This is a genomic window from Albimonas pacifica (assembly GCF_900113695.1).
Taxonomy (GTDB): Bacteria; Pseudomonadota; Alphaproteobacteria; order Rhodobacterales; family Rhodobacteraceae; genus Albimonas; species Albimonas pacifica.
On record NZ_FOQH01000005.1, the window covers coordinates 488598 to 509641 of the forward strand.

At 74.3% G+C, this 21044-nt stretch carries 20 protein-coding genes; 14 read left to right on the top strand and 6 right to left on the bottom strand.

The window, feature by feature from the left end:
• Positions 1–44: 44 nt before the first annotated feature.
• The 4 genes from BM064_RS13340 (at position 45) to BM064_RS13355 (ending at position 4157) form a co-directional block, all read left to right on the top strand.
• Positions 45–695, top strand: a complete 651-nt coding sequence (locus BM064_RS13340; RefSeq protein ID WP_092860259.1) for a hypothetical protein — start codon at positions 45–47, stop codon at positions 693–695.
• Positions 696–843: 148 nt separating this feature from the next.
• On the top strand, positions 844–1497 hold the full coding sequence (locus BM064_RS13345) for a protein-L-isoaspartate O-methyltransferase family protein (protein ID WP_092860260.1): 654 nt from the start codon (positions 844–846) through the stop codon (positions 1495–1497).
• 253 nt (positions 1498–1750) lie between these two features.
• Positions 1751–3166, top strand: coding sequence for a TolC family outer membrane protein (locus BM064_RS13350; RefSeq protein WP_092860261.1), 1416 nt, complete (start codon positions 1751–1753; stop codon positions 3164–3166).
• A 4-nt stretch (positions 3167–3170) separates the two neighbouring features.
• A complete protein-coding gene (locus tag BM064_RS13355; RefSeq protein ID WP_092860262.1) occupies positions 3171–4157 on the top strand; it encodes a hypothetical protein in 987 nt (328 codons plus the stop codon).
• A gap of 152 nt (positions 4158–4309) precedes the next feature.
• Here the strand turns inward: BM064_RS13355 and BM064_RS13360 are convergent, their stop codons facing one another.
• Positions 4310–5488, bottom strand: a complete 1179-nt coding sequence (locus tag BM064_RS13360; RefSeq protein WP_092860263.1) for a type III PLP-dependent enzyme domain-containing protein — start codon at positions 5486–5488, stop codon at positions 4310–4312.
• A gap of 168 nt (positions 5489–5656) precedes the next feature.
• Between BM064_RS13360 and BM064_RS13365 the strand changes: the two genes are divergently transcribed.
• Entirely contained in the window at positions 5657–6097 is a 441-nt protein-coding gene (locus BM064_RS13365) for an Lrp/AsnC family transcriptional regulator (protein WP_092860264.1), read from the top strand.
• A 4-nt stretch (positions 6098–6101) separates the two neighbouring features.
• On the opposite strand, the gene BM064_RS13370 is transcribed toward BM064_RS13365, so the two are convergent.
• Entirely contained in the window at positions 6102–6572 is a 471-nt protein-coding gene (locus BM064_RS13370; RefSeq protein ID WP_177236244.1) for a DUF302 domain-containing protein, read from the bottom strand.
• A gap of 223 nt (positions 6573–6795) precedes the next feature.
• On the opposite strand from BM064_RS13370, the gene BM064_RS13375 reads away from it, so the two are divergent.
• The 4 genes from BM064_RS13375 to BM064_RS13390 all read left to right on the top strand — a co-directional run bounded on the left by BM064_RS13375 (position 6796) and on the right by BM064_RS13390 (position 11196).
• Complete coding sequence (locus BM064_RS13375) at positions 6796–8172, top strand: tetratricopeptide repeat protein (RefSeq protein WP_092860266.1); 1377 nt, start codon at positions 6796–6798, stop codon at positions 8170–8172.
• A gap of 42 nt (positions 8173–8214) precedes the next feature.
• Positions 8215–9771, top strand: coding sequence for an OpgC family protein (locus BM064_RS27465; protein ID WP_177236245.1), 1557 nt, complete (start codon positions 8215–8217; stop codon positions 9769–9771).
• Positions 9772–9910: 139 nt separating this feature from the next.
• On the top strand, positions 9911–10609 hold the full coding sequence (locus tag BM064_RS13385) for a RibD family protein (RefSeq protein WP_092860267.1): 699 nt from the start codon (positions 9911–9913) through the stop codon (positions 10607–10609).
• Positions 10606–11196: a cytochrome b gene (locus BM064_RS13390; protein ID WP_092860268.1), complete on the top strand. Its 591-nt coding sequence runs from the start codon at positions 10606–10608 to the stop codon at positions 11194–11196. Before BM064_RS13385 ends, BM064_RS13390 begins: the two co-directional genes overlap by 4 nt.
• Before the next feature lie 4 nt (positions 11197–11200).
• Here BM064_RS13390 and BM064_RS13395 read toward each other — a convergent pair whose 3' ends face one another.
• The 4 genes from BM064_RS13395 to BM064_RS13410 form a co-directional block, all read right to left on the bottom strand.
• Positions 11201–11962 (bottom strand): class I SAM-dependent methyltransferase, encoded by a 762-nt coding sequence (locus BM064_RS13395; RefSeq protein ID WP_092860269.1) that lies wholly within the window; start codon positions 11960–11962, stop codon positions 11201–11203.
• The gene (locus BM064_RS13400) at positions 11959–13050 is read right to left on the bottom strand and encodes a glycosyltransferase family 4 protein (protein WP_092860270.1); all 1092 of its coding nucleotides are present in this window, start codon (positions 13048–13050) and stop codon (positions 11959–11961) included. Before BM064_RS13400 ends, BM064_RS13395 begins: the two co-directional genes overlap by 4 nt.
• Entirely contained in the window at positions 13047–13439 is a 393-nt protein-coding gene (locus tag BM064_RS13405; RefSeq protein WP_092860271.1) for a 6-pyruvoyl trahydropterin synthase family protein, read from the bottom strand. The genes BM064_RS13400 and BM064_RS13405 overlap by 4 nt, the downstream gene beginning before the upstream one ends.
• A gap of 120 nt (positions 13440–13559) precedes the next feature.
• Positions 13560–14594 (bottom strand): zinc-dependent alcohol dehydrogenase, encoded by a 1035-nt coding sequence (locus BM064_RS13410; RefSeq protein ID WP_245779149.1) that lies wholly within the window; start codon positions 14592–14594, stop codon positions 13560–13562.
• A 74-nt stretch (positions 14595–14668) separates the two neighbouring features.
• Here BM064_RS13410 and mdoH point away from each other — a divergent pair, with 74 nt between their 5' ends.
• The 5 genes from mdoH (at position 14669) to BM064_RS13435 (ending at position 21041) form a co-directional block, all read left to right on the top strand.
• Positions 14669–16480, top strand: coding sequence for a glucans biosynthesis glucosyltransferase MdoH (gene mdoH / locus BM064_RS13415; RefSeq protein WP_218161033.1), 1812 nt, complete (start codon positions 14669–14671; stop codon positions 16478–16480).
• A gap of 198 nt (positions 16481–16678) precedes the next feature.
• Entirely contained in the window at positions 16679–17677 is a 999-nt protein-coding gene (gene dgcN / locus BM064_RS13420; RefSeq protein ID WP_092860273.1) for an N-acetyltransferase DgcN, read from the top strand.
• Between the two features lie 5 nt (positions 17678–17682).
• On the top strand, positions 17683–18660 hold the full coding sequence (gene dgcA, locus BM064_RS13425; RefSeq protein WP_245779150.1) for an N-acetyl-D-Glu racemase DgcA: 978 nt from the start codon (positions 17683–17685) through the stop codon (positions 18658–18660).
• Between the two features lie 34 nt (positions 18661–18694).
• The gene (locus BM064_RS13430) at positions 18695–19549 is read left to right on the top strand and encodes a D-amino-acid transaminase (protein WP_092860274.1); all 855 of its coding nucleotides are present in this window, start codon (positions 18695–18697) and stop codon (positions 19547–19549) included.
• A gap of 409 nt (positions 19550–19958) precedes the next feature.
• A complete protein-coding gene (locus tag BM064_RS13435) occupies positions 19959–21041 on the top strand; it encodes a hypothetical protein (RefSeq protein WP_092860275.1) in 1083 nt (360 codons plus the stop codon).
• Positions 21042–21044: the final 3 nt, after the last annotated feature.

Consider the following 21044-nt stretch of genomic DNA (forward strand, 5'->3'; position numbering starts at 1 on the left):
CGCGTCCGCGGCCGCCCCCGCCGCTCCGGCTGCGGAGCCGCGTCATGTCCATGCGTCGTCCCCGTCCCCTGTCCAACCCGGTCTTCGGGGAGCGTCCCGCCCGGCCCGCCGCCCCGCGCCTGCTGCGCCCGGTGCTGGCCGCGCTCCTGCTCTTCGCCGCCTCGGCCGAGGCGCTTGCCGGCCCGGTCGAGGACGACTGGAGCGACCTCGCCCTGACCCGCTGCGCCCAGGCGATGATCGAGACGCAGGACGCCGACGAAAACGGCCTCGCGCCCCTCGACCCGCTCTCGGCCTCGCGGATCGACGTGCGCTCGAACGGGCTGGCCTGGAGCGGCGCCACGGGCCAGGTGCAGCTCGCGCATATGGAACATGCGGTGGCGGGCGCGGTCTTCACCGGCTGCCGGGTGGCCTTCGCGCCGTCCGCGGACCCGCTGGCCCCGCCCTCGGTCCCGGTCTCGGTCCCCGACGCCATCGCGGCCTTCGAGAGCTGGCTCGCCGCCGCCCAGGCCGACCACGCGTTTCTCGACATCCACTGTCCCGCCGGCCCGCGCAGCTACGCGCGCAAGATCAAGACCCGCGACCTGGTCCCGGCGGAGGTTCAGGTCTCGGTGATCTTCGAGGTGGGGCCGGCGGCCGACTGGATCTTCTTCGCCGCGGTCGAGGAGCCGCTGGGGCAGGGCGAGTGCCTGGGCTGAGCCGCGCCGCCCGGGCGCCGGATCGGCCGTTTCCGGCGCGTTTTGCGCCCGCAAACCTCCCCGTCGCATTGCACGCGCGCCGCTCCTGCGCTATCCGCCTGAACGTCAGGGGCCGCGCGCAGACGGCCCGAGCGCCTCGGAGATCCGGATGACCGATTACGCCGCAGCCCGCGTCGCCATGGTGGACAACCAGGTCCGTCCCTCGGACGTCACGTCCTACCCGATCATCGACGCCATGCTCTCCGTCCCGCGCGAGGCCTACGCGCCGGGCCCGCTGCGCGAGGTCGCCTACGCGGGCGAGCATCTGCCGCTGGGCCCGAACCGGGTGATCCTCGACCCCCGCACCTTCGCCAAGATGCTCGAGGCTTCGGACGTGGGGCCCGACGACCTGGTGCTCGACCTGGGCTGCGGGCTCGGCTACTCGACCGCCGTGCTCGCCCGTCTCGCCGCCGCGGTGATCGCGGTGGAGAGCGACGCCGACATGGCCCGCGCCGCCCGCGCCGCGCTGGAGGATCACGAGGTCGACAACGCCGAGGTGATCGAGGGGCCGATGGCGCAGGGCGCCGCGGACCACGCTCCCTACAACGTGATCTTCGTGCAGGGCGGGGTCGAGGAGCTGCCCCAGCCGCTGCTCGACCAGCTTCGCGAGGGCGGCCGCCTGGTGGCGATCCGCATGAACGGCGCCTACGGCCGCTGCGAGGTGTTCACCCGCACCGCCGGCGTCGTCTCCTCCTTCCGGGTGTTCGACGCCGCAGCCCCGGTGCTGGACGGCTTCGAGAAGGCCGCCGTCTTCGAGTTCTGAGCGTCGGTCCCGCGCCGCGCACGACAGGCCGCCCCGGGCCCGCCCGGGGCGTTTCGCGTCCCGCCCGCCGCGCGCGGCCCGGGCCTGCGCTGAGTCCCCACGGTCACGCTTGCCGCGGCGCCGCACGGTGACGCGCGGTTTCGCTTTCCGGCCGCATTTCCCTCCGCTAGGGTTCGCCCGAAGGAGCCGGGTCGGCCCGCACCGCGCCCGGCTCGCACGAAAACCGAGCGGAACAACGGCGGGAACACAGACGATGACGAGCAAACCCTTTGGCCTCGCGACGGCGCTATGCGCGCTGCTCGCCCTGGCTGGGCCTTCGCAGGCCGAAAGCCTGGCCGACGCGATGGCGAAGGCCTACGCGAACCATCCTGGCCTGGCGGCCCAGCGCGCAGCCCTGCGCGGCCTCGACGAGGCCGAGTTCCAGGCGCGGGCGCAGGCCTGGGGCACGGTCAACCTCCAGGCCGACTACGGCTGGCAGAACACCGACACGCGCCGCTCGCTGGCGGCGCCGCGGTCGCGCGACGACACCGATCCCTTCGACCTCGGGCTGCAGGGCTCGATCCCGATCTACTCGGGCGGTCAGATCGAGAACAGCTCCGAGGCCGCGCTGCAGGCGGTGCGCTCGGGGCGATCCTCGCTGACCTCGGCCGAGCAGAACGTGCTGCTGGCCGCGGTCACCGCCTTCGAGGACGTGCGCCGCGACATCGCCCTGGTGGGCGTGGCGCGTTCCAACGTCCGGGTCATCGGCGAGCAGCTCAAGGCCGCGCAGGACCGCTTCGAGGTCGGCGAGGTCACCCGCACCGACGTGGCCCAGGCCGAGTCGCGCCTGGCCGCCTCGCGCTCGACGCTCGCCGCGATCGTGGGGCAGCTCGCCCGCTCCCGCCAGGCCTACCTGGCCGCCGTCGGCGAGGCGGCGGACGAGCTGGACACCCCGCCGCCGCTGCCCCCGCTGCCCGAGAGCGAGCAGGCCGCCATCGCGCTGGCCGAGGCGCAGCACCCCGACCTGATCGCGGCGCGCTTCAACGCGCGCGAGGCCGAGAGCCAGGTGAAGGTCGCCATCGGCCGGCGGCTGCCGCAGGTCTCGATCAACGGCTCGGCCGGCTACTCCGACAGCTCGGTCTTCATCGACGAGGTGCAGTCGGCGACGGATTCGAACGCCGTGTCGGTGGGCGTCACCGCCTCGATGCCGCTGTGGACCGGCGGGCGCAACGCCTCGGCCGTGCGCCAGGCGCAGGCGAACCTGGCACGCGCCATGGCGCTGATCCAGGACACCGGCCGCACGGTGCGCCAGACGGTGTCGAACTCCTGGTCGGGCCTCGACGTGGCGCGCGCCTCGATCACCGCCGCGCGCCAGCAGATCCGGGCCGCCCAGATCGCCTTCGACGGCGTGCGCGAGGAAGCGACGCTGGGCGCACGCACCACGCTCAACGTGCTGGACGCCGAGCAGGAGCTGGCCTCGGCCCGGGCCGACCTGATCTCGGCCCAGCGGGACGAGTATGTGGCCGGCTACAACCTGCTCGCCTCGGTGGGCGCGCTGACGGTCAGCCATCTCGGCCTCGACGTCACGCCCTACGATCCGGACGAGTACCGGACCGACGTCGTCGCCGAGAATCCCTACGATTACCCGCGGGGCGAAGAGACCCAGTGGTCCAAGCCCTACCGGCCGTAACGCGATGGTCGGCGGGCAGGGAGACAGGGACGGCGAGGATCTGGGCGACGCGGTTCGCCGGACCCTGGCCGAGGAGGAGGACGGCGCCGGCGTGCTGGTGCTGACCCCGCAGATGCGCGGCGGGGGCGGGCGCCTGGGCGCGCCGCTGCCCGACGTGCTGCCGCCCGCGGAGGACGAGGAGCCTCCGCTGCTGCTGACCGAGCGGATCGACGGCGGCGGCGCCTCCGCCGCCCCCGAGCCGACCGCCTGGTCGCCCGCGCCCGATCCTGCGCCCGCGCCCGAAGTCCCCGCTTGGGCCCCCGCGCCGCAGCCCGGCGACGCCCCGCCGGCGCCCGAGGCGCCCGCCTGGGGCGTCCCGCCGGAGGCCCCCGCCTGGGGCGCCGCTGCCGAGCCCCGGTCGGACGACGCCGCGGAGGAGCGGCCCGCCGGCGTCTCGCCCGAGCCGCCGGCCTGGTCGTCGGGGGCCCCAGCCCCGACCTCCTTCGCCCAGCCCCCCGCCTGGGCCCTGACGCCCGAGCCGGCCCCGCCGGTCGAGGATGCCGGCCAGGACGCGCAGACCCCGCCGCCGTTCCCCGGCGACCCGGCCCAGCCCGCCTTCCAGCCCGAGCCTGAGGCGGAGACCCCGGCCGGATCGGTCGATTCCGAGCCCGCGGCGGACGCCGAGGTCCCGCCCCGCGCGCAGAGCCTGCGCGCCGACGATCCGCGTTCCGGGAGCCTGCGCCCCGTCGCCGCCGACCCGGAGGTGGAGCGCGAGGGCGCCGGCGCCTCGTCGCGCGAGCTGCGGGAGGCCTTTTCCAGCGCGACCCCCGGACCGCTCGCCGCGACCGGCCTGCCGCGCAACCGCGACGAGCTGGTGGAGATCGTGCGCCAGTCGATCCGCGAAGAGCTGGCCGGTCCGCTGGGCGAGCGCATCTCGGCCAACATCCGCGCCCTGATCGAGCGCGAGGTCGCCCGCGCGCTGGCCGAGCGGGACCGCGACGGCGACGCCTGACCTCCCCTGCCGCGCACGCCAACCGGCGCCCCGGGCCAGCCCCGGGGCGCCGTTTTCATGCCGGCCGCCGCCCGAGCGGTCGGCCCCCCGCAATGGAAACGGCCGCGCCCGGGGGCGCGGCCGTTCGGCGTTTCAGCGATGCGGCGCGAGGATCAGGCGGCGAGCGCCAGGACCTCGGGGGCGCCCAGGGTCTCGGTCAGCTCGGTGCGGCCCGGGCCGAAGCCGTTGAAGCGGGTCGCGGTCGCGGTGCCGTAGGCGCCCAGGCCCTCGAAGATCACGAAGTCGCCCTCGGCCAGCGTCTCGGGCAGCTCGTTGTCGCCGGGCATCCGGTCGACCGAGTCGCAGGTCGGGCCGAAGATCACCCGGGCGACGCCCGCGCCCTCGACCGCCGAGCCGTCCTCGCGGCAGGCGCGCATCGCGGGAACCGTGCCGGTCAGGGGGGCCTCGGCGAGGCCGCCGTAGACGCCGTCGTTGAGGAACACCGCGCCGTCCTCACGGACCAGCTTCACGCGGGTGACCAGCGCCATCGAGTTGGCGATCATGCCGCGGCCGGGCTCGCAGACCAGCGCCGGGTGATCCTCGCCGAAGGTCGCGACGGCCGCGGCCTTGATCGCGGCGAAGTAGACCGGCAGCTCGGGGGCGCCCTCGGCCTTGCCGCCCGGGAAGCCGCCGCCGACGTTGAGCCGCGCGCATCGAACCCCGGCCGCTTTCACGATGCGGCCGGCCGCCTCGATGTAGGAGACGTAGGCGTCGGGCGACTTGCACTGGGTGCCCGGGTGGAAGGTCAGCGAGGTCACGAAGCCTGCCGCGGCCGCGCGGGCCAGCAGCTCGGCCGCATACTCCTCGGTCGCGCCGAACTTGGTGCCGAAGTCGTAGGCGCCGCCCTTCACGGGCATGCGGAAGCGGACCGAGAGCTCGATGCGCGAGGGATCGGACTCGGCGGTGAAGACCTCGATCATCTTCTCCAGCTCGGCGCGGTTGTCGACCGAGTAGGTGCGCACGTCATGGGCCAGCGCGAAGCGCAGCTCCGAACGCGACTTGATCGGGTTGTGGTAGTGCAGCGCCGCCTCGGGGCAGAGCTTGCGAAGCATCGCGATCTCCTCGGGGGAGGCGACGTCGAAGCCGCGCACGCCGGCCGCGATCAGGCCCAGCAGAACCGCGGGGGCGGGGTTCGCCTTCACCGCGTAGGTCACGAAGCCGGGAAACCCGTCCAGGAAGGCCCTAGCGCCCGCGGTCACCGCCGAGGGGCTGAGGAAGAACACCGGCTCGTCCGGCTGCTCGGAAGCGATGAAGGCTTCCAGGGAGGACCAGATGGGGGCGGCCTGGGACATGCGCGGCGGTTCCTTCTGCTGCGCGGTAGGATGGGTCGGTCGGATCGCTCCGTTGCCGTTTGTTCCGATAACTGAGGATGCGGGATATGCGGTCGAAATCGACCTGACTAAATGCGCATAATGATGTATTTTGCCTGCGGATCGCCGAGTTAATCGTCAGGATGTCAGATGTCCGAGTCGCTGGACGAGACCGACCGCGCCCTGCTGGGCCTGCTGGCCCGCAACGCCCGCGCCCCCGCCACCGAGCTCGCGCGCAAGCTCAACCTGGCCCGCACCACCGTGCAGGCCCGCATCGAGAAGCTGGAGCGCGCGGGCGTGATCCGGGGCTACACCGTGCGCACCGAGACCGCGCCCGGCGCGATGATCCGCGCCTATGTGCTGGTGCAGGTCGAGCCCCGCTACGCCAACCCCGTGGCCACCACCATCGGCCGGATGCGCGAGGTCGAGAGCCTGCACACCACCTCGGGCCGCTTCGACCTCGCGGCCCAGGTGGGGGCGCCGGACACCGCCCAGCTCGACGCGGCGCTCGACCGGATCGCGATGATCGAGGGGGTGCGGGGGATCGAGACGCTGGTCCAGCTCACCACCAAGGTCGACCGGCGCTGGTGAGCGCTCAGGGGGCGACGGCGCGGGCGGCGATCGCCTCGAAGATCGGGTCGAGCTCGGCGCCGATCCCGGCGATCCCCGGCCCGCAGTCGTCGGCGTAGGCGGCGAAGACCGCGCCCGGCGTCTTCCAGGAGAGGGACGCGCCCTGCGGCGTCTCGACGAGGTGGAAGCGCACCGGCGCCTCGATCATCGCGGGCAGGCAGGCGCGCAGGGCGCGCACGGCGAAATCGTTGCGGAAGACGCCCAGCACGCGGTCGCCGGGGATCGTCTCGCCGCGGGCGGCGGCGGCCTCTGTGGGGCCGGCCTCGGTCACCAGGCCCATGCCCTCCGCGGCGATGGCGGCGCGCAGGCGGGGCAGGAGCTCGGCGTAGGGGATCGCGGTCTCGATCACCCGCAGGCCGGGGCGCGGCTCGACCCGCTCGGGCGCGGCCGCGGCGGGCGGGGCGAGCAGGGCGAGGGCGACGATCAGCGGTCTCATGGGCGATCCTCCCAGGCGCCGGGGCCGGCGGCGGCGGTCCTCACCTGACCCCGGGCGGCGCTCACGCGCCATCGCGCCGGCGCTCGCGCGGCGTCACCTTTGGGTGAGAGGGCGAAACGAACCGTCCGCGCCCTGCGAACAACACATAAGCATGGCACAGGGACGCCCGGCGAGCGGGCGGACCGCAGCCCCTTCCGGCGACGACGCCGGGCCAGGAGACGCCATGTTGGACGACGCAGCCGGCCATCCGATCTCGCTCGACGATCCCCGGGCCGCGGGCCCGTGGGACCGGACCGTCGCGGCCTTCCTCGCCCATTCCGCCGCCACTCCCGTGCACCTGGGCGAGACGCTGGCCCTCGCCCCCGGCTTCGCGCTGGGCCATGCGGCGCAGGGCCTGTTCCTGTCGCTGCTGGGACGGCGGGAGCTGGACCCCGCCATCGACGCGGCGCTGGCCGCCGCCCGGGCGGCCGCCGACCAGGGGGGCGCCGACGCGCGGGAGCGGGCCTATGTCGCCGCGCTCGCGGACCATCGCGCCGGCCGCGCCTTCGTCGCCGCCGACCGGCTGGAGCGGATCGTGGCCGAGCATCCGGGCGACTCGCTCGCCGCCAAGCTCGCCCAGGCGATCCGCTTCATGCTGGGCGACGCGGCCGGCATGCGCCGCGCCGCCGACCGCATCGTCCAGCCCCACGCAGGCTTCGGGCCGGAGCATCCGCACCGGGGCTACGTCCTCGGCCAGCGGGCCTTCGCGCTGGAGGAGACGGGCGAATACGCCGAGGCCGAGGCGGAGGGCCGCGCGGGGCTGGAGCTCGCGCCCGACGACGCCTGGGGGCTGCACGCGGTGGCGCATGTGATGGACATGACCGGCCGGGCGGAGGCGGGGGTGCGCTGGCTCGCCGGCAAGTCGCGCCACTGGTCGCACTGCAACAACTTCGGTTGCCACGTGTGGTGGCACCTGGCGCTGTTTCACCTCGACCGGGGGAACCTGGGCGCGGCGCTGGCGCTCTACGACCGCAAGGTGCGGCCCGAGCCGACCGACGACTACCGCGACATCGCCAACGCCGCCTCGCTGCTCCTGCGCCTCGAGCTCGAGGGGACCGACGTCGGCGGGCGCTGGGAGGAGCTCGGCGCGCTCGCCGCCGCGCGGACCGAGGACGGCTGCGTGGTCTTCGCCGACCTGCACTACCTGCTGGCGCTCAACCGCGCCGGGCGGACGCAGGAGGCCGCGGCGCTGACCGCGCGCATCGCGCGCGACGCGCAGGGCCTTGACCACGACCAGCACGAGGTCTGCGCCGTCGCGGGCCTGCCCGCCGCCCGCGGCCTGAACGCCTTCCGCGCCGGGCGCTGGGGCGAGGCGCACCGGGCGCTGTCGCTGGCCCTGCCGCAGCTTGCGCGCATCGGCGGCAGCCACGCCCAGCGCGACCTGTTCGAGCGGATGAGCATCGACGCGGCGCTCGCCGCCGGCGACGTGCGCGCGGCCGAGGCCGCGCTCGCCCGCCGCTGCGCCGCCCGCGGGGCCGAGGACGGCTACGCCGCCCGCCGCCGCGCCGCCATCGCCGAGCGCGCGGCCGCCCTGCGCGCCGCCGCCTTCGCCGCCCAGTAAGACCGCCCCCAGCAACGTCGCCTCAGAGCGGCCGGAGACCGAATGACCGCCAGCCCCGCCCACGCCGCCCGCCCCTCCGCCGTCCCGGCGACGGGGGCCGCGCCCGCGAAGAAGCCCCGCGACATGCGGCTCGACTTCTTCCGGGGGCTGGCGATGTTCATCATCCTGCTGGCGCACACGCCGTTCGACCCCTGGACGCTGTGGATCCCGGCGCGGTTCGGCTTCTCGGACGCCACCGAGATCTTCGTGTTCTGTTCGGGCATGGCCTCGGCCATCGCCTTTGGCGGGGCCTATCGCGACCACGGCTGGCCGATGGGCACGGCGCGGATCGGGTTCCGGGTCTGGCAGGTCTACTGGGCGCATGTGGGCCTGCTGCTGGTCGTCGCGCTGCTGCTGTGGACCCTCGACGCGCAGGGCTGGGGCGATCCCGCGGTCCGTTACGTCGCCCGCGTGCCGATCCTGCCGCTGTTCGAGGACACCGGGCCGGCGCTGGCGGGCCTGTTCACCCTGACCTGGGTCCCGAACTATTTCGACATCCTGCCGATGTATCTCGTCATCCTGGCGCTGATCCCGGCGGTGATGGCCGCGTATCTGGCGGGCGGGACGCCCGCGGCGGCGGCGCTGGTGGCGGCGCTGTGGCTGGCCACGCAGTTCGGCCTCCTGGACCTGCCCTCGCGCCCCTGGGCGCCCGAGATCCCGTGGTTCTTCAACCCCTTCGGCTGGGCGCTGGTGTTCTTCTCGGGCTTCTTCCTGGGCCTGCGCTGGATCCCGGTCCCGCCGCGCAGCCGCCTGCTGACCTGGATCGCGCTGGCGGTCGTGCTGATCTCGATCCCCTTCGCCTGGTTCCGCATCCACGACGGGCTGTGGCTGCCGCAGGGCTGGCTGCTGCAGGACTGGATCGCCGCCGCCCGCGCCGCCTCCGAGCCGCTGTGGCGCAAGACCGAGATGGGCCTGCTGCGCTGGCTGCATTTCCTCGCGCTCGCCTATCTCGCCTGGATGGCCGTCGGCCCCCGCGGCCACCGCCTGACCGAGCCGCTGCGCCTGCCCGGCGCGCCCGCGCGCCGCTGGCTCTGGGCCGCGGTCGCGGTGGTGGTCGTGACGTTGCCCTGGGCCTGGGTCGCGGACATCGCGGCCTACGCCCCCGCGCTCGACGCCTGGCTGATGGAGATGATGGGCCCGCGGGCCGAGGCCGCCTTCGGCTTCGACCTCTTCATCCCCGGCGAGCGGCTGAACATGACCTCCGTCGCGGCCTTCGCGGCCCTGGTCGTGCTCGGCTGGGCCGCGCTGGGCCCGGCCGGGCGCGGCTGGGTCGAGACGACGGGCTGGGCGCGCTTCGTGCCGGTGGTGCGCAAGGTGGGCACCCAGTCGCTGGCGGTGTTCCTGGTCTCGATGGTGCTGGCCCAGGCGATCGGCGCGGCGCTGGACGTGGCGGGGCGCGACGGGATCACGGTCGCGATCGGCAACCTCGCGGGCTTCGGCGTGCTGATCCTGACCGCCTATGTCGCCGGCTTCTTCAAGTCCCAGCCCTGGCGTCGTCCGGCGCCGGCCCGCCCCGCGCGCGAGGCCGAGGCCCGCGCCGCTCCCGCTCCGGCGGAGTGACGCAGATGCCGCGCCTCGTTTCGCGACGCCATCGCGCTACCATGACCTGCGGCAGGTTCGCGCCCGCCGCCCTCGTTCCGCCGCCCGCCGACCGCCCCCGACCTGGCCTCCCGGCCGCCGAAAGCCAGACGAGCGACCCATGACCTACGCCCCCAAGGAGGCCTTCCTGCCCCTGACGCCGGAGACCGGCGACGACCGGCCCATCGTCGTCGCCCAGCTCGGCCAGACGCTGGACGGAAAGATCGCCACGGTGACCGGGGCGTCGAAGTACATCAACGGCGAGATGGCGCTGGACCACCTCCACCGGCTGCGCGCCCATGTGGACGCGGTGGTGGTGGGCGTCGGCACCGTCGCCGCCGACGACCCCCGCCTGACCGTGCGCCGCTGCGACGGTCGCCACCCGGCGCGGGTGGTCGTCGATCCCTCCGGACGCCTGCCGCGGAGCTGGGGCGGGCTGAGCGACGGGGCGGCTCCCGTCATCGTGATCACCCGCGAGGGCGTCGCGGTCCCCCCCGGCGTCGAGGCGATCCGCCTGCGCGGCGACGCGGGCGGCTTCGCGCCGGCCGACATCGTCGCGGCGCTGCACGCCCGCGGCCACCGCCGGATCCTGGTCGAGGGGGGCGCCGACACGCTGGCGCGCTTCCTCGACGCGGGCGCGGTGGACCTGCTGCACATCCTGGTGGCGCCGATGATCCTGGGCTCGGGCAAGGAGGGCTTCCGCCTCAACCCGATCGAGAGCCTCGACCAGGCCCTGCGCCCCGAGACCCGGGTGCATGTCTTCGGCGACGGGGACGTGCTGTTCACCTGCGACCTGCGCCGCAGCTGGAGCCGGACATGAGCGCCCGCACGCATCCCCCCGTCCATCCCCCCGTCTATCCCCTCGTGCAGCGGGTCCTGCATTGGCTGGTGGCGCTGTGCCTGCTCGCGCTGCTGCCGCTGGGCTTCTACATCGAGGGCTACGAGACCGAGGCGGTCGAGGCCGCGAACGCGGCCCTCGGCCCCGGCGGGTTCGACCTGCTCTACGCGCTGCACAAGTCCTTCGGCCTGACGGTGCTGGGGCTGATGATCCTGCGGGTCGTGGCCCGCGCCGCCCTGGGCGAGCCCGCCTATGCCGAGCCGCTAGCCCGGCCGCTGCGCTTCGCCTCGCACGCGGTGCACATGCTCCTTTACGCGCTGCTGATCGCGACGCCGATCGTGGGCTGGATCGGGGTCAGCGCCTATCCCGCGCCGGCCGACTTCTGGTTCGTGGCCGACCTCGCCCTGCCGCTGGAGGCGAACCGGGGGCTGGCGGAGACGCTGCTCCAGGACGTGCACGGGCCGCTGGCGATCCTGCTGGCGTTCCTCGCGCTCGCCCATGTGCTGGCCGCGCTGAAGCACCGGCTCGTCGACCGCGACGAGGTGATGGGCCGCATGACCGGGCGCTGAGCGCTCAGCCCTCCGGCGGCAGGGCCAGCAGGTCGAGGTGGCCGATCTCGACCGCCGTCGCCGCCCGCCGTCCCGCCCGCCAGTCGGCGAGCCTGCGGCCGACCAGCGCGCCGGTCGCGGCCACCGCCTCGGCCGAGCCCTCGGCCAGCGCCCGGATCAGCGGGCGCTCGCCCGCCCCCAGCCGCCAGGCGCTGTCGGCCACGCGCACCTTCCAGCCCCGCTGCGCCAGCATCGCCGCCAGAGTCGCGCCTGCCTGGGGCCCGAGCGAGGGGCCGAAGCCCTTGTCGCCCGCCTGGTGGCGGTGGAAGGCCGCCAGCGCCTGCGCCTCGTGCGGGGGGGCGGGGGACCAGGCCTCCCGCCCGTCGTAGTTCAGCGCCGCATAGACCGCGGCGTCGGGCGCGAGCGCCTGCACGAAACGGCCCAGCCAGTCGGCCGAGACCAGGTCGAAGAGCGCCGAGGCGGTCACCAGGCGCGCCCCCTCGACCGCCGCCTCCGGCGCGGCGGCGAGGTCGAGCGGGCGGGTCCGCGCCCCGGTGCGCGCGGCCGCCTCCTCCAGCAGGGCGACGTCGTTGTCGACCAGCGTCCAGTCGAGCGAGCGGGCGTAGGGCGCGACGGCGCGCACTGTCGAGCCCGTGCCGCAGCCCAGGTCCGTGGCGGGCAGGCTGCGCCCGTCCACCCAGTCCGACAGCGCCGACAGCAGGCCGCGGTCGCGCGCGGCGACGTCGGCGGGTTCGCGCAGGGCGAGCCAGCTCGAGGCGAAGCTCATCGCGTCCCCGCTCCGGCGCCCGCGGCCCCGGCCAGCGCCTCGGCCGCGATCCGCGCGGCGTCGCCCCAGGTGGCGGCGCGCGCGGCGCGGGCGAGCGAGGCCTCGGCCATGCGGTCGCGCGCCTGGCGGTCGTCGAGCAGCCCCGCGATCGCCTCCGCCCAGGCGGCGGGATCGCCGGGGGGCAGCAGCAAGGCCGCGCCGTCTGCGGCCTCGGGGATCGCGCCGGCGTCGGAGGCGAGCACCGGCAGCCCGCGGGCCATCGCCTCGATCACCACCATGCCGTAGCCCTCGTGGCGCGAGGGCAGGCAGAACAGGTCCGCCTCCTCGTAGAGCCGCTCGATCTGGACGCGGCGCAGGGCGCCGGGCAGGGCGACGCGGTCGTCGAGCCCCTCGTCGATCAGCAGCCGCTCCAGCCGCGCGGCCGCCTCGGGGTCGCGGGTGGCGTCGCCGGCGATCAGGCAGCGCCAGTCGCGGTCCTTGAGCATCGCCAGCGCGGCCGCGAGCGTCGGCCAGTCCTTGCGCGCGCTGAGCGTGCCCACGCCCAGCAGCAGCGGCGGATCGCCCAGCCGCGGCGCGCGCGGGGCGGGGTCGAGCCCGGGCTCGGCCACCCGGATGCGCGCAGGATCCACCCCCAGCTCGGCGGCCAGCGTCGCGGCGGTGGCGCGCGAGGTGGTCAGGACCGAGCGCGCGGCCCGCAGCGCCCGGCCCTCCGTCTCCAGCATCGCGCGGGCCTGGTCGGGCAGCAGCCCGGTCTCCAGCCCCAGCGGGTGATGGCACAGGATCACCAGCCGTTCGCCCAGGCCGTCGGGCCAGCGCTCGGGCTCGAGCGCGCCCAGCGCGAGCCCGTCGGCGAGGATCGGGCGCCGCGACATGGCCAGCGCCGCGGCGAGCGTGGCGCGCGCCGCGGCGGCCTCGTCGCGCGAGGGCGTGGGGAAGCCGCCGGGCAGGGGCAGGTGGCTCAGCTCCAGCCCCGCCTCGGGTGCGGCGGCGATCAGCCGGCGGTCGTATTCGTAGCCCCCGGTCGGCGCGTCGATGTCGCCGGGGATCGCGAAGCTCGCGCGCAGCGTCCCGGAGGCCGGCTCGTTCACGGCGCGGCCTCGTACCAGGCGCGGGCCACGTGGCTTTCGTTGAGCGTCACCCGGATCCGCTCGATCCCCTCCGAGCCCACGCCCAGGCCCCCCGCGCGCGCCGCGGCCGAGAGCTGGTCGTGGACGTGCTTCGCCAGCCATTCGGTGGTGGTCAGCTCGCCGGGGAAGGTCTCGTCGAGGTTGGCGTAGTTGAGCGGGGCGAGCGCCGCCTTCAGCGCCTCGTGGGCGCGGCCGATGTCGACCACGATCCGCTCCGGCCCGAGCTCTGCTCGGTAGAAGGCCACGTCCACCACATAGGTCGCCCCGTGCAGCCCCTGGGCGGGGCCGAACACCTCCCCGGGCAGGGAATGGGCCAGCATCACGTGGTCTCGGACCTCGACGGCGTACATGGAATTCTCCGGTTCGGGGACGGTCAACGGCTCGCGCGCAGCTTCACGGACCAGCGCGGCAGGTCAAGCGCCGCCCGGTCACGATGACGGAACGAGGCGGCGGAAGAAGGGCGGCCGGTCTCACGGATAGCGCACCAGGGTCGCGATCCCCTCCGCCCCGGGCGCGAGCAGCTCGGGCAGGCGGGCGGGGAGCTCGGCGAAGGGCGTCTCGGCCGAGATCAGCGCGTCCAGCGCCGGGTCCTCGGCCAGCAGCCGCAGGGCCGCGCCCATCCGCCGGGCGTGGTCCCAGCGGGGCGCGCGGGAGGGGGGCAGGCGGCCCACCTGGCTGGAGACGAGCGAGAGCCGGCGCGCGTGGAAGGCGCCGCCGAGGGGCACCGGCGTCTCTCCCGCGCCGTGCCAGCTCGCCTCCACCGCCCGCCCCTCGGGCCCCAGCGCGGCGAGCGCGGCTGCGAGGCCCGCGGCGGAGGCGGAGGCGTGGATCGCCACGTCGCAGGCGCCCCCGTCGAACCCCGCGAAGGGCGGCGGGAACTCACCGGGCGATGACGTGAACTTGACGCCCAGCGCGTCGGCCGCCGCTTGGCGCGAGGCCAGCCTGTCGCACAGGATGACCTGCGTGCCGGGGATCCGGGCGCAGAGCCGGGCGACGAGGCAGCCGACCAGCCCCGCGCCCACCACCGCCACGCGGTCGCCGGGGCCGACGCCGGCGTCCCAGGTCACGTTCAGCGCCGTCTCCATGTTGGCGGCGAGCGCCGCGCGCCCGGGGGGCAGCCCTTCGGGCAGCGGCGTCAGGGCCGAGAGGGGGAGGCGGAAGCGCGCCTGATGGGGATGCAGAGCGAAGACCCGCCGGCCCAGCCACTCGGCCGGCCCCTCCTCGACGCGGGCGACGGCGCAGTAGCCGTATTTCACCGGGAACGGGAACTCGCCCGCCTGGAAGGGCGCGCGCATCCGGGCGCGCTCGCTCTGCGGCACGCGGCCCTCGAAGACCAGCCGCTCGGTCCCGCGCGAGAGGGCCGAGACCTCCATGCGCAGCAGCGCCTCGCCCTCGCCCAGCGGCATCTCGCGGATCTCGGCCTGCCGGGGGGCCACGTAGACCAGCGCGGGCGCGGTCTCCTGCCGCAGCGTCGTCGCCGGGTCGTGATTGGAATTCGACTCCACGTTCGCCTGTTTCCGTCTACCTCTGCGGGAATGACGAGAGAACGCGGCCCGCGCCGCGCATGCAAGGGACAAGCATGACCGAGATCGCCACAGGCCTGCCGCTGCCGAGCGATGCGCCCTCGACCACGCCTGCGGGGCTGCAGCAGGCCCGCGCGCTGACCCGGCGCCGGGCGCTGGCGGCGGGGCTGAACCTCGTCTCGCTCGCCGCGGTGATCTGGGGGGCGACCCAGGTCTTCGGCGCCGGCGGGTGGAGCGCGACGGACGTCGTGATCCTGGTCTGCATCGCCGTCGGCGCGCCCTGGACGCTGATGGGGGCGTGGAACGCGGTCATCGGCCTGTGGCTGCTGCATGGCGCGCGCGACGGGCTCGCGCGCGCCGCGCCGCATCTCGACGTCGATCCCGACCAGCCGATCCGTCTGCGCACCGCGGTGGCGATGACCATCCGCAACGAGGCGCCCGACCGCGCGCTCGCCCGGCTGGCCGAGATCCGCCGCTCGCTGGACCTGACCGGCGAGGGGCACGCCTACGACCTCTTCGTCCTCTCCGACACCACGGACCCCGAAATCGCCGCGGCCGAGGAGGCCGCGATGGCGCGCTGGCGTCCGCGGCTGGGCAACGCCGTCTATCGCCGCCGCAGCCGCAACGACGCCTGGAAGGCCGGCAACATCCGCGACTTCCTGCGGCGCTGGGGCAAGGACTACGACCTGTTCCTGCCGCTCGACAGCGACAGCCTGATGGCGGGCGAGGCGATCGTGCGCATGACCCGCATCCTGCAGAGCCACCCGCGGATCGGCATCCTGCAGTCGCTGGTGGTCGGCACGCCGTCGGCCTCCGCCTTCGCGCGGATCTTCCAGTTCGGGATGCGCCACGGCATGCGCTCCTTCACCATCGGCGCGGCCTGGTGGCATGGCGACTGCGGCCCGTTCTGGGGCCACAACGCGCTGGTGCGCGTGGCCCCGTTCCGCGCCAAGTGCGCCATGCCGCGCCTGCCGGGCAAGCCGCCGCTGGGGGGCTGGATCCTGAGCCACGACCAGGTCGAGGCGGCGCTGATGCGCCGGGCGGGCTACGAGGTCCGCGTGATCCCCGTCGAGGGCCCGTCGTGGGAGGACAATCCCCCCACGCTCCTCGACTTCACCCGCCGCGACCTGCGCTGGTGCCAGGGGAACATGCAGTATCTCAAGCTGCTGGCCCTGCCGGGGCTGAAGCCGATGAGCCGCTTCCAGATCTTCGCGGCGATCATGATGTATTTCGGCGCGCCGGCCTGGATGCTGATGACGCTCGCCGCCGCCGCCAAGATCGTGCTGGGGGAGGCGAACGACGTGAACCTCGCCTTCGGGCTCGCCATGTTCCTGGTGATGTTCGCCATGTCGCTGGTCCCCAAGGTCGCCGGCTGGATCGACGTGGCCCTGACCCCGGGCGCGATCCGCGCCTATGGCGGCGCGCCGCGCTTCCTCGCCGGGGCGCTGATCGAGACCGTCTTCTCCATCCTCCTCGCCCCCGCCGCCGCGCTTCGGGTGACGATCTTCCTGATCGGCCTGGCCCTCGGCCGCACGGTGACCTGGAACGGGCAGGAGCGGGACGTGCACGCGCTGACGCTGGCGGACGCGGTGCGGGGCCTCTGGCCCCAGACGCTGTTCGGCGCGGGCCTGACCGCGCTGATCGCGGCAAGCGTGCCCGGCGCGCTGCCCTGGGCCGCGCCGGTGCTGGCGGGGCTGACGCTCGCGATCCCCTTCGCGCTGCTGACCGCCTCGCCCGCCGTGGGCCGGGCGCTGGCCCGCGCAGGCCTCTGCGCCGTGCCGGAGGAGACGAGTCGCCCCGATACGCTGCGCGCGCTCAGCGATGCGGGTCCCTCGGAATCGCCTCGCCCCGCGGTCGCCGCCGCCTGAGCTTGCTGCATCGCGGCGACGGATTGCACGGGGCCGCCCGCAGGCCCCGGTTCCGTGCACGACCCTTGCGCCAAATCCGCCGGCCGCGGGAGGATGTTGCGAATTATCGTCAGTGCGCGAACGAATATTGACGGGCGGGGCCGTGAAATGGTCGAGTATCGATAACTTCCCGCAGCTTGCCCGACCATGGAGCGGCCGATGATCGAGCTTCCCTACCTCCTGTTCCTGGGCGACGCGCCCGATCCGCTTGCGGCCAAGGTCGCCCAGGGGATCAAGGACTGGAACCCCGACGCCGCCGTCGGCCAGCTTCGCCTTCCCGGCTGCAACGCCGACATGAAGCTGCCCGAGATGACCATCGACCAGGCGGTCGAGGCCGGCGTGAAGACGCTGGTGATCGGCGTCGCCAACCGCGGCGGCATCATCTCCGACAAGTGGAAGGTCGTGCTGAAGGAGGCGCTGGAGAAGGGCCTCGACCTCGCCTCCGGCCTGCACAACCTGCTGCGCGACGAGCCCGAGCTGGTGGCGCTGGCCAAGGCCAACGGCCGCTCGCTGCACGACGTGCGCATCCCGACGGTGAAATACCCCATCGCCTCGGGCGTGAAGCGCACCGGCAAGCGCTGCCTCGCGGTCGGCACCGACTGCTCGGTGGGCAAGATGTACACCGCGCTCGCCATGGGCAAGGAGATGGAGAAGCGCGGGATCAAGTCCTCGTTCCGCGCCACCGGCCAGACCGGCATCCTGATCACCGGGGGCGGCGTGCCGCTCGACGCCGTGATCGCCGACTTCATGGCGGGCTCGATCGAGTATCTCACGCCCGACAACGACGCCGACCACTGGGACCTGATCGAGGGCCAGGGCTCGCTGTTCCACGCCTCCTACTCGGGCGTGACGCTGGCGCTGATCCACGGCGGCCAGCCCGACGCGCTGGTGGTCTGCCATGAGCCGACGCGGCCCCACATGCGCGGCCTGCCGGACTACAAGGTGCCCTCGATCGGCGCGGTGGCGGATCTGGCGCTGACCATGGCGCAGATGGTCAATCCCGACTGCAAGGTGATCGGCATCTCGGTCAACACCTCGGGCATGCCCGAGGCCGAGGCGCTGGCCTACCTCAAGGAGCTGGAGGCGGAGTACAAGATGCCCGCCGTGGACCCGTTCCGCACCGGCGTCGGCGCCCTCGTCGACGCGCTCGTGGCCTGAGCCCCGTGGCCGGCCCGATCCTGACCGCCCGCCGGGAGGTCTTCCGCTTGCGGGAGGCCTTCACCATCTCGCGCGGCTCGCGCACCGAGCAGGCGGTGGTGACCGTCGAGGTCGCGGCCGGCGCCTTCAAGGGATGGGGGGAGTGCACCCCCTATCCGCGCTACGACGAGACGCCCGAGGGCGTGATCGCCGAGATCGAGGCCCTGGAGACCCAGGGCCTCAACCGGGCCGCGCTGCGCGAGCGGATGCACGCGGGCGCCGCGCGCAACGCCGTCGACTGCGCCCTGTGGGACCTGGAGGCGAAGGCCGCTGGCATCGAGGCCTGGCGCCTCGCTGGGCTGGAGAAGCCGGGCCCCTGCATCACCGCCTACACGCTCTCGCTCGCCGATCCCGAGTTCATGCGCCGCAAGGCCGCCGAGAACGCCTTCCGCCCGCTCCTCAAGATCAAGCTGGGCGGCGAGGGCGACATGGCCCGCCTCGAGGCGGTGCGCGAGGGGGCGCCCAAGTCGAAGATCATCGTCGACGCCAACGAGGGCTGGTCGGCCGCCGAATACGCCGAGCTCGCGCCTGCGCTGCAGCGCCTGGGCGTGGCGATGGTCGAGCAGCCGCTGCCCGCCGGCAAGGACGACGACCTCGCCGAGGTCGAGCGCCTGGTGCCGGTCTGCGCCGACGAGAGCTGCCACGACACCGCCACGCTGCCTGCCCTGAAGGGCAAGTACGACATGATCAACATCAAGCTCGACAAGACCGGCGGCCTGACCGAGGCGCTCGAGCTTCGCGACGCCGCGCGCGCCGAGGGCTACCAGGTGATGGTGGGCTGCATGATGGGCTCGTCGCTCGCCATGGCGCCGGCGGTGCTCTGCGCGCAGGGGGCGGAGGTCGTGGACCTCGACGGGCCGCTGCTGCTGGCCGAGGACCGCGAGCCGCCGCTCTTCTACGACGCCGAGGGCGTCCACCCGTCCACGCCGGCCCTCTGGGGCTGATCCGCGCCACCTGCGCGCGCAAGGAGTCTTCGCGATGTCCCGCATCGTCTACGTCAACGGCGAGTATCTCCCCGAGGAAGAGGCCAAGGTCTCGATCTTCGACCGCGGCTTCCTGATGGCCGACGCCGTCTACGAGGTCTGCTCGGTCCTCGACGGCAAGCTGCTGGAGTTCGAGGGCCACATCGCCCGCCTCCACCGCTCCCTGTCGGAGCTGAAGATGGCCGAGCCCTGCTCGGACGAGGAGCTGCTGGAGATCCACCGCGAGCTGGTGAAGCGCAACGAGGTCAAGGAAGGCGGCGTCTACCTGCAGGTGACCCGCGGCGCCTCGGACCGCGACTTCGTCTGGGCGAAGGACCTCAAGCCCACGCTGGTGCTGTTCACGCAGGCCAAGTCGATCGAGCATTCGCCGACCGCCACGACCGGCATCAAGGTGATCGCCATCGAGGACCAGCGCTGGGCGCGGCGCGACATCAAGACGGTGCAGCTGCTGTTCCCGTCGCTGGCGAAGATGGAGGCCAAGGCCCAGGGCAAGGACGACGCCTGGCTGGTCGAGGACGGCTTCGTGACCGAGGGCACCTCGAACAACGCCTGGATCGTCACGAAGGACGGGACCATCGTGACCCGGGACCTGTCGACGGACCTGCTGCACGGGATCACCCGCGCCTCGGTGATGAAATACGCCAAGGAAGCGCAGATGAAGGTCGAGGAGCGCAAGTTCACGATCGAGGAGGCGCAGAACGCGGCCGAGGCCTTCTTCACCTCCGCCTCCGCCTTCGTGACCCCGGTGGTCGAGATCGACGGCGCGACGCTGGGCGACGGGACCCCGGGCCCGGTGGCCAGGCGCCTGCGCGAGATCTACCTCGCCGAGAGCCGCGCCCGCGCGATCTGACCTGCGGGCCGTTCCTGCCGGTTTCGGGCGCTCCCTTCGCGGGGAGCGCCCGTTGCGTTTGCGGCCAGGGCGCCGCGTCGGGTGGCGCGCCCGGGGCGGGCGGCGGGCTCGCGGCGCGCGGGGGCGGACGGGCGTGCGGCCCGGGGGCCCTGGGCGGGCGGCGGACGGGACGGCCGGAGGGGCGCGGGGGGCGGGCGGGGAGATGTCCGTCTTCGCCGGACGCGCCGCGTCGGCCGTCGCGCCGGGGGGGCGGGTCCGCCCGCGGCGCGGGGCGGGCGGGGCGCCTGCGGGCCTCCGGGGCGGGCCGGATGACGTTGCGGCGGGCGGAGCGCCAGGGGCCGGGCTCGCCGCGGTTCCGCCATCGACGGCCGCTAGGCGGGGGGCTCGGGATTTCAGCGGCGGAGCGTTCATGAGACGGGTTCGGTCTTTCCCTCGGGCGCCGCGGGCGATCCTGGCGCTGGCGGCCGCGGGGCTGCTCGCGGGGTGCACGGGCATCGGGCCGCGGGCGGTGGTGACCGACCAGGCCGACTACGCCGTCGCCCTGCGCGACGCGCGCAAGAGCCAGCTCCTCCAGAGCATCGTCGCGGTGCGCAACGGCGACATCCCCAGCTTCGTGCGTGTCGACCAGATCGTGGCGGGCTACGAGCGGCGGGTGGTCGGCTCGGCCGGCAACGTGCTGGGCACCGACTTCCTCTTCAACAGCGATTTCAACGTCTTCGCCGAGGGCTCCTTCGCCGACCGGCCGACCTTCACGCTCAAGCCCCTGCAGGGGGTGGACTACGCCCGCGTGGTGCTGCGCCCCGTCACGCCCGCCGACCTGCTGGCGCTGGCTTCCGGCGGGGCCGACCTGCGCGCGCTCTTCGGCCTCGCGGTGCAGAGCATCAACGGCGTGGTCAACCAGCGCCTGCCGGGCCCGCCGCCCGAGCCGGGGTCGAGCGGGGACTTCGACACGCTGATCTCGGCCCTGACCCGGATGCGCGACGCGGGCCGGCTGCTGATGGAGTTCGAGCGCGACGCCGACACGGGCGCCGCCGTGGCCTATCTGACGATCCTCGACGACCCCTCGGGGCGCGCCTCGGCCGACGCGCAGACCGCGCGCCGCCTTCTGCGCCTGCCCGAGGGCGACGAGCGCCATCCGGTGACGCTCGCCCAGGCGCGGCGGGCGCCGGCCTCGATCGCCATCCAGACCCGGCCGCTGATCGAGATCCTCGACGACGCCGGGCGCACGATCCTGGCCGAGGACTCGGAGGAGCCCTACTTCCTGACCGGCGACTGGCGTCGCCCGCCCGGCGTCATCGTGATCCGGCGCACCGACCGCGCGCCGCTGCTGCACGGCGCCTATGCGGCGACGGAATACAACGGCGACTATTTCTGGATCGACGCGGACGACGCCCCCAGCAAGGCGAGCTTCGCCATGCTGATGCTGCTCGCCACCGTCATGGAGCAGACCAGCTCCGAGGCGAACCCGGTGCTGATGATCCCCACCAACTGAGCC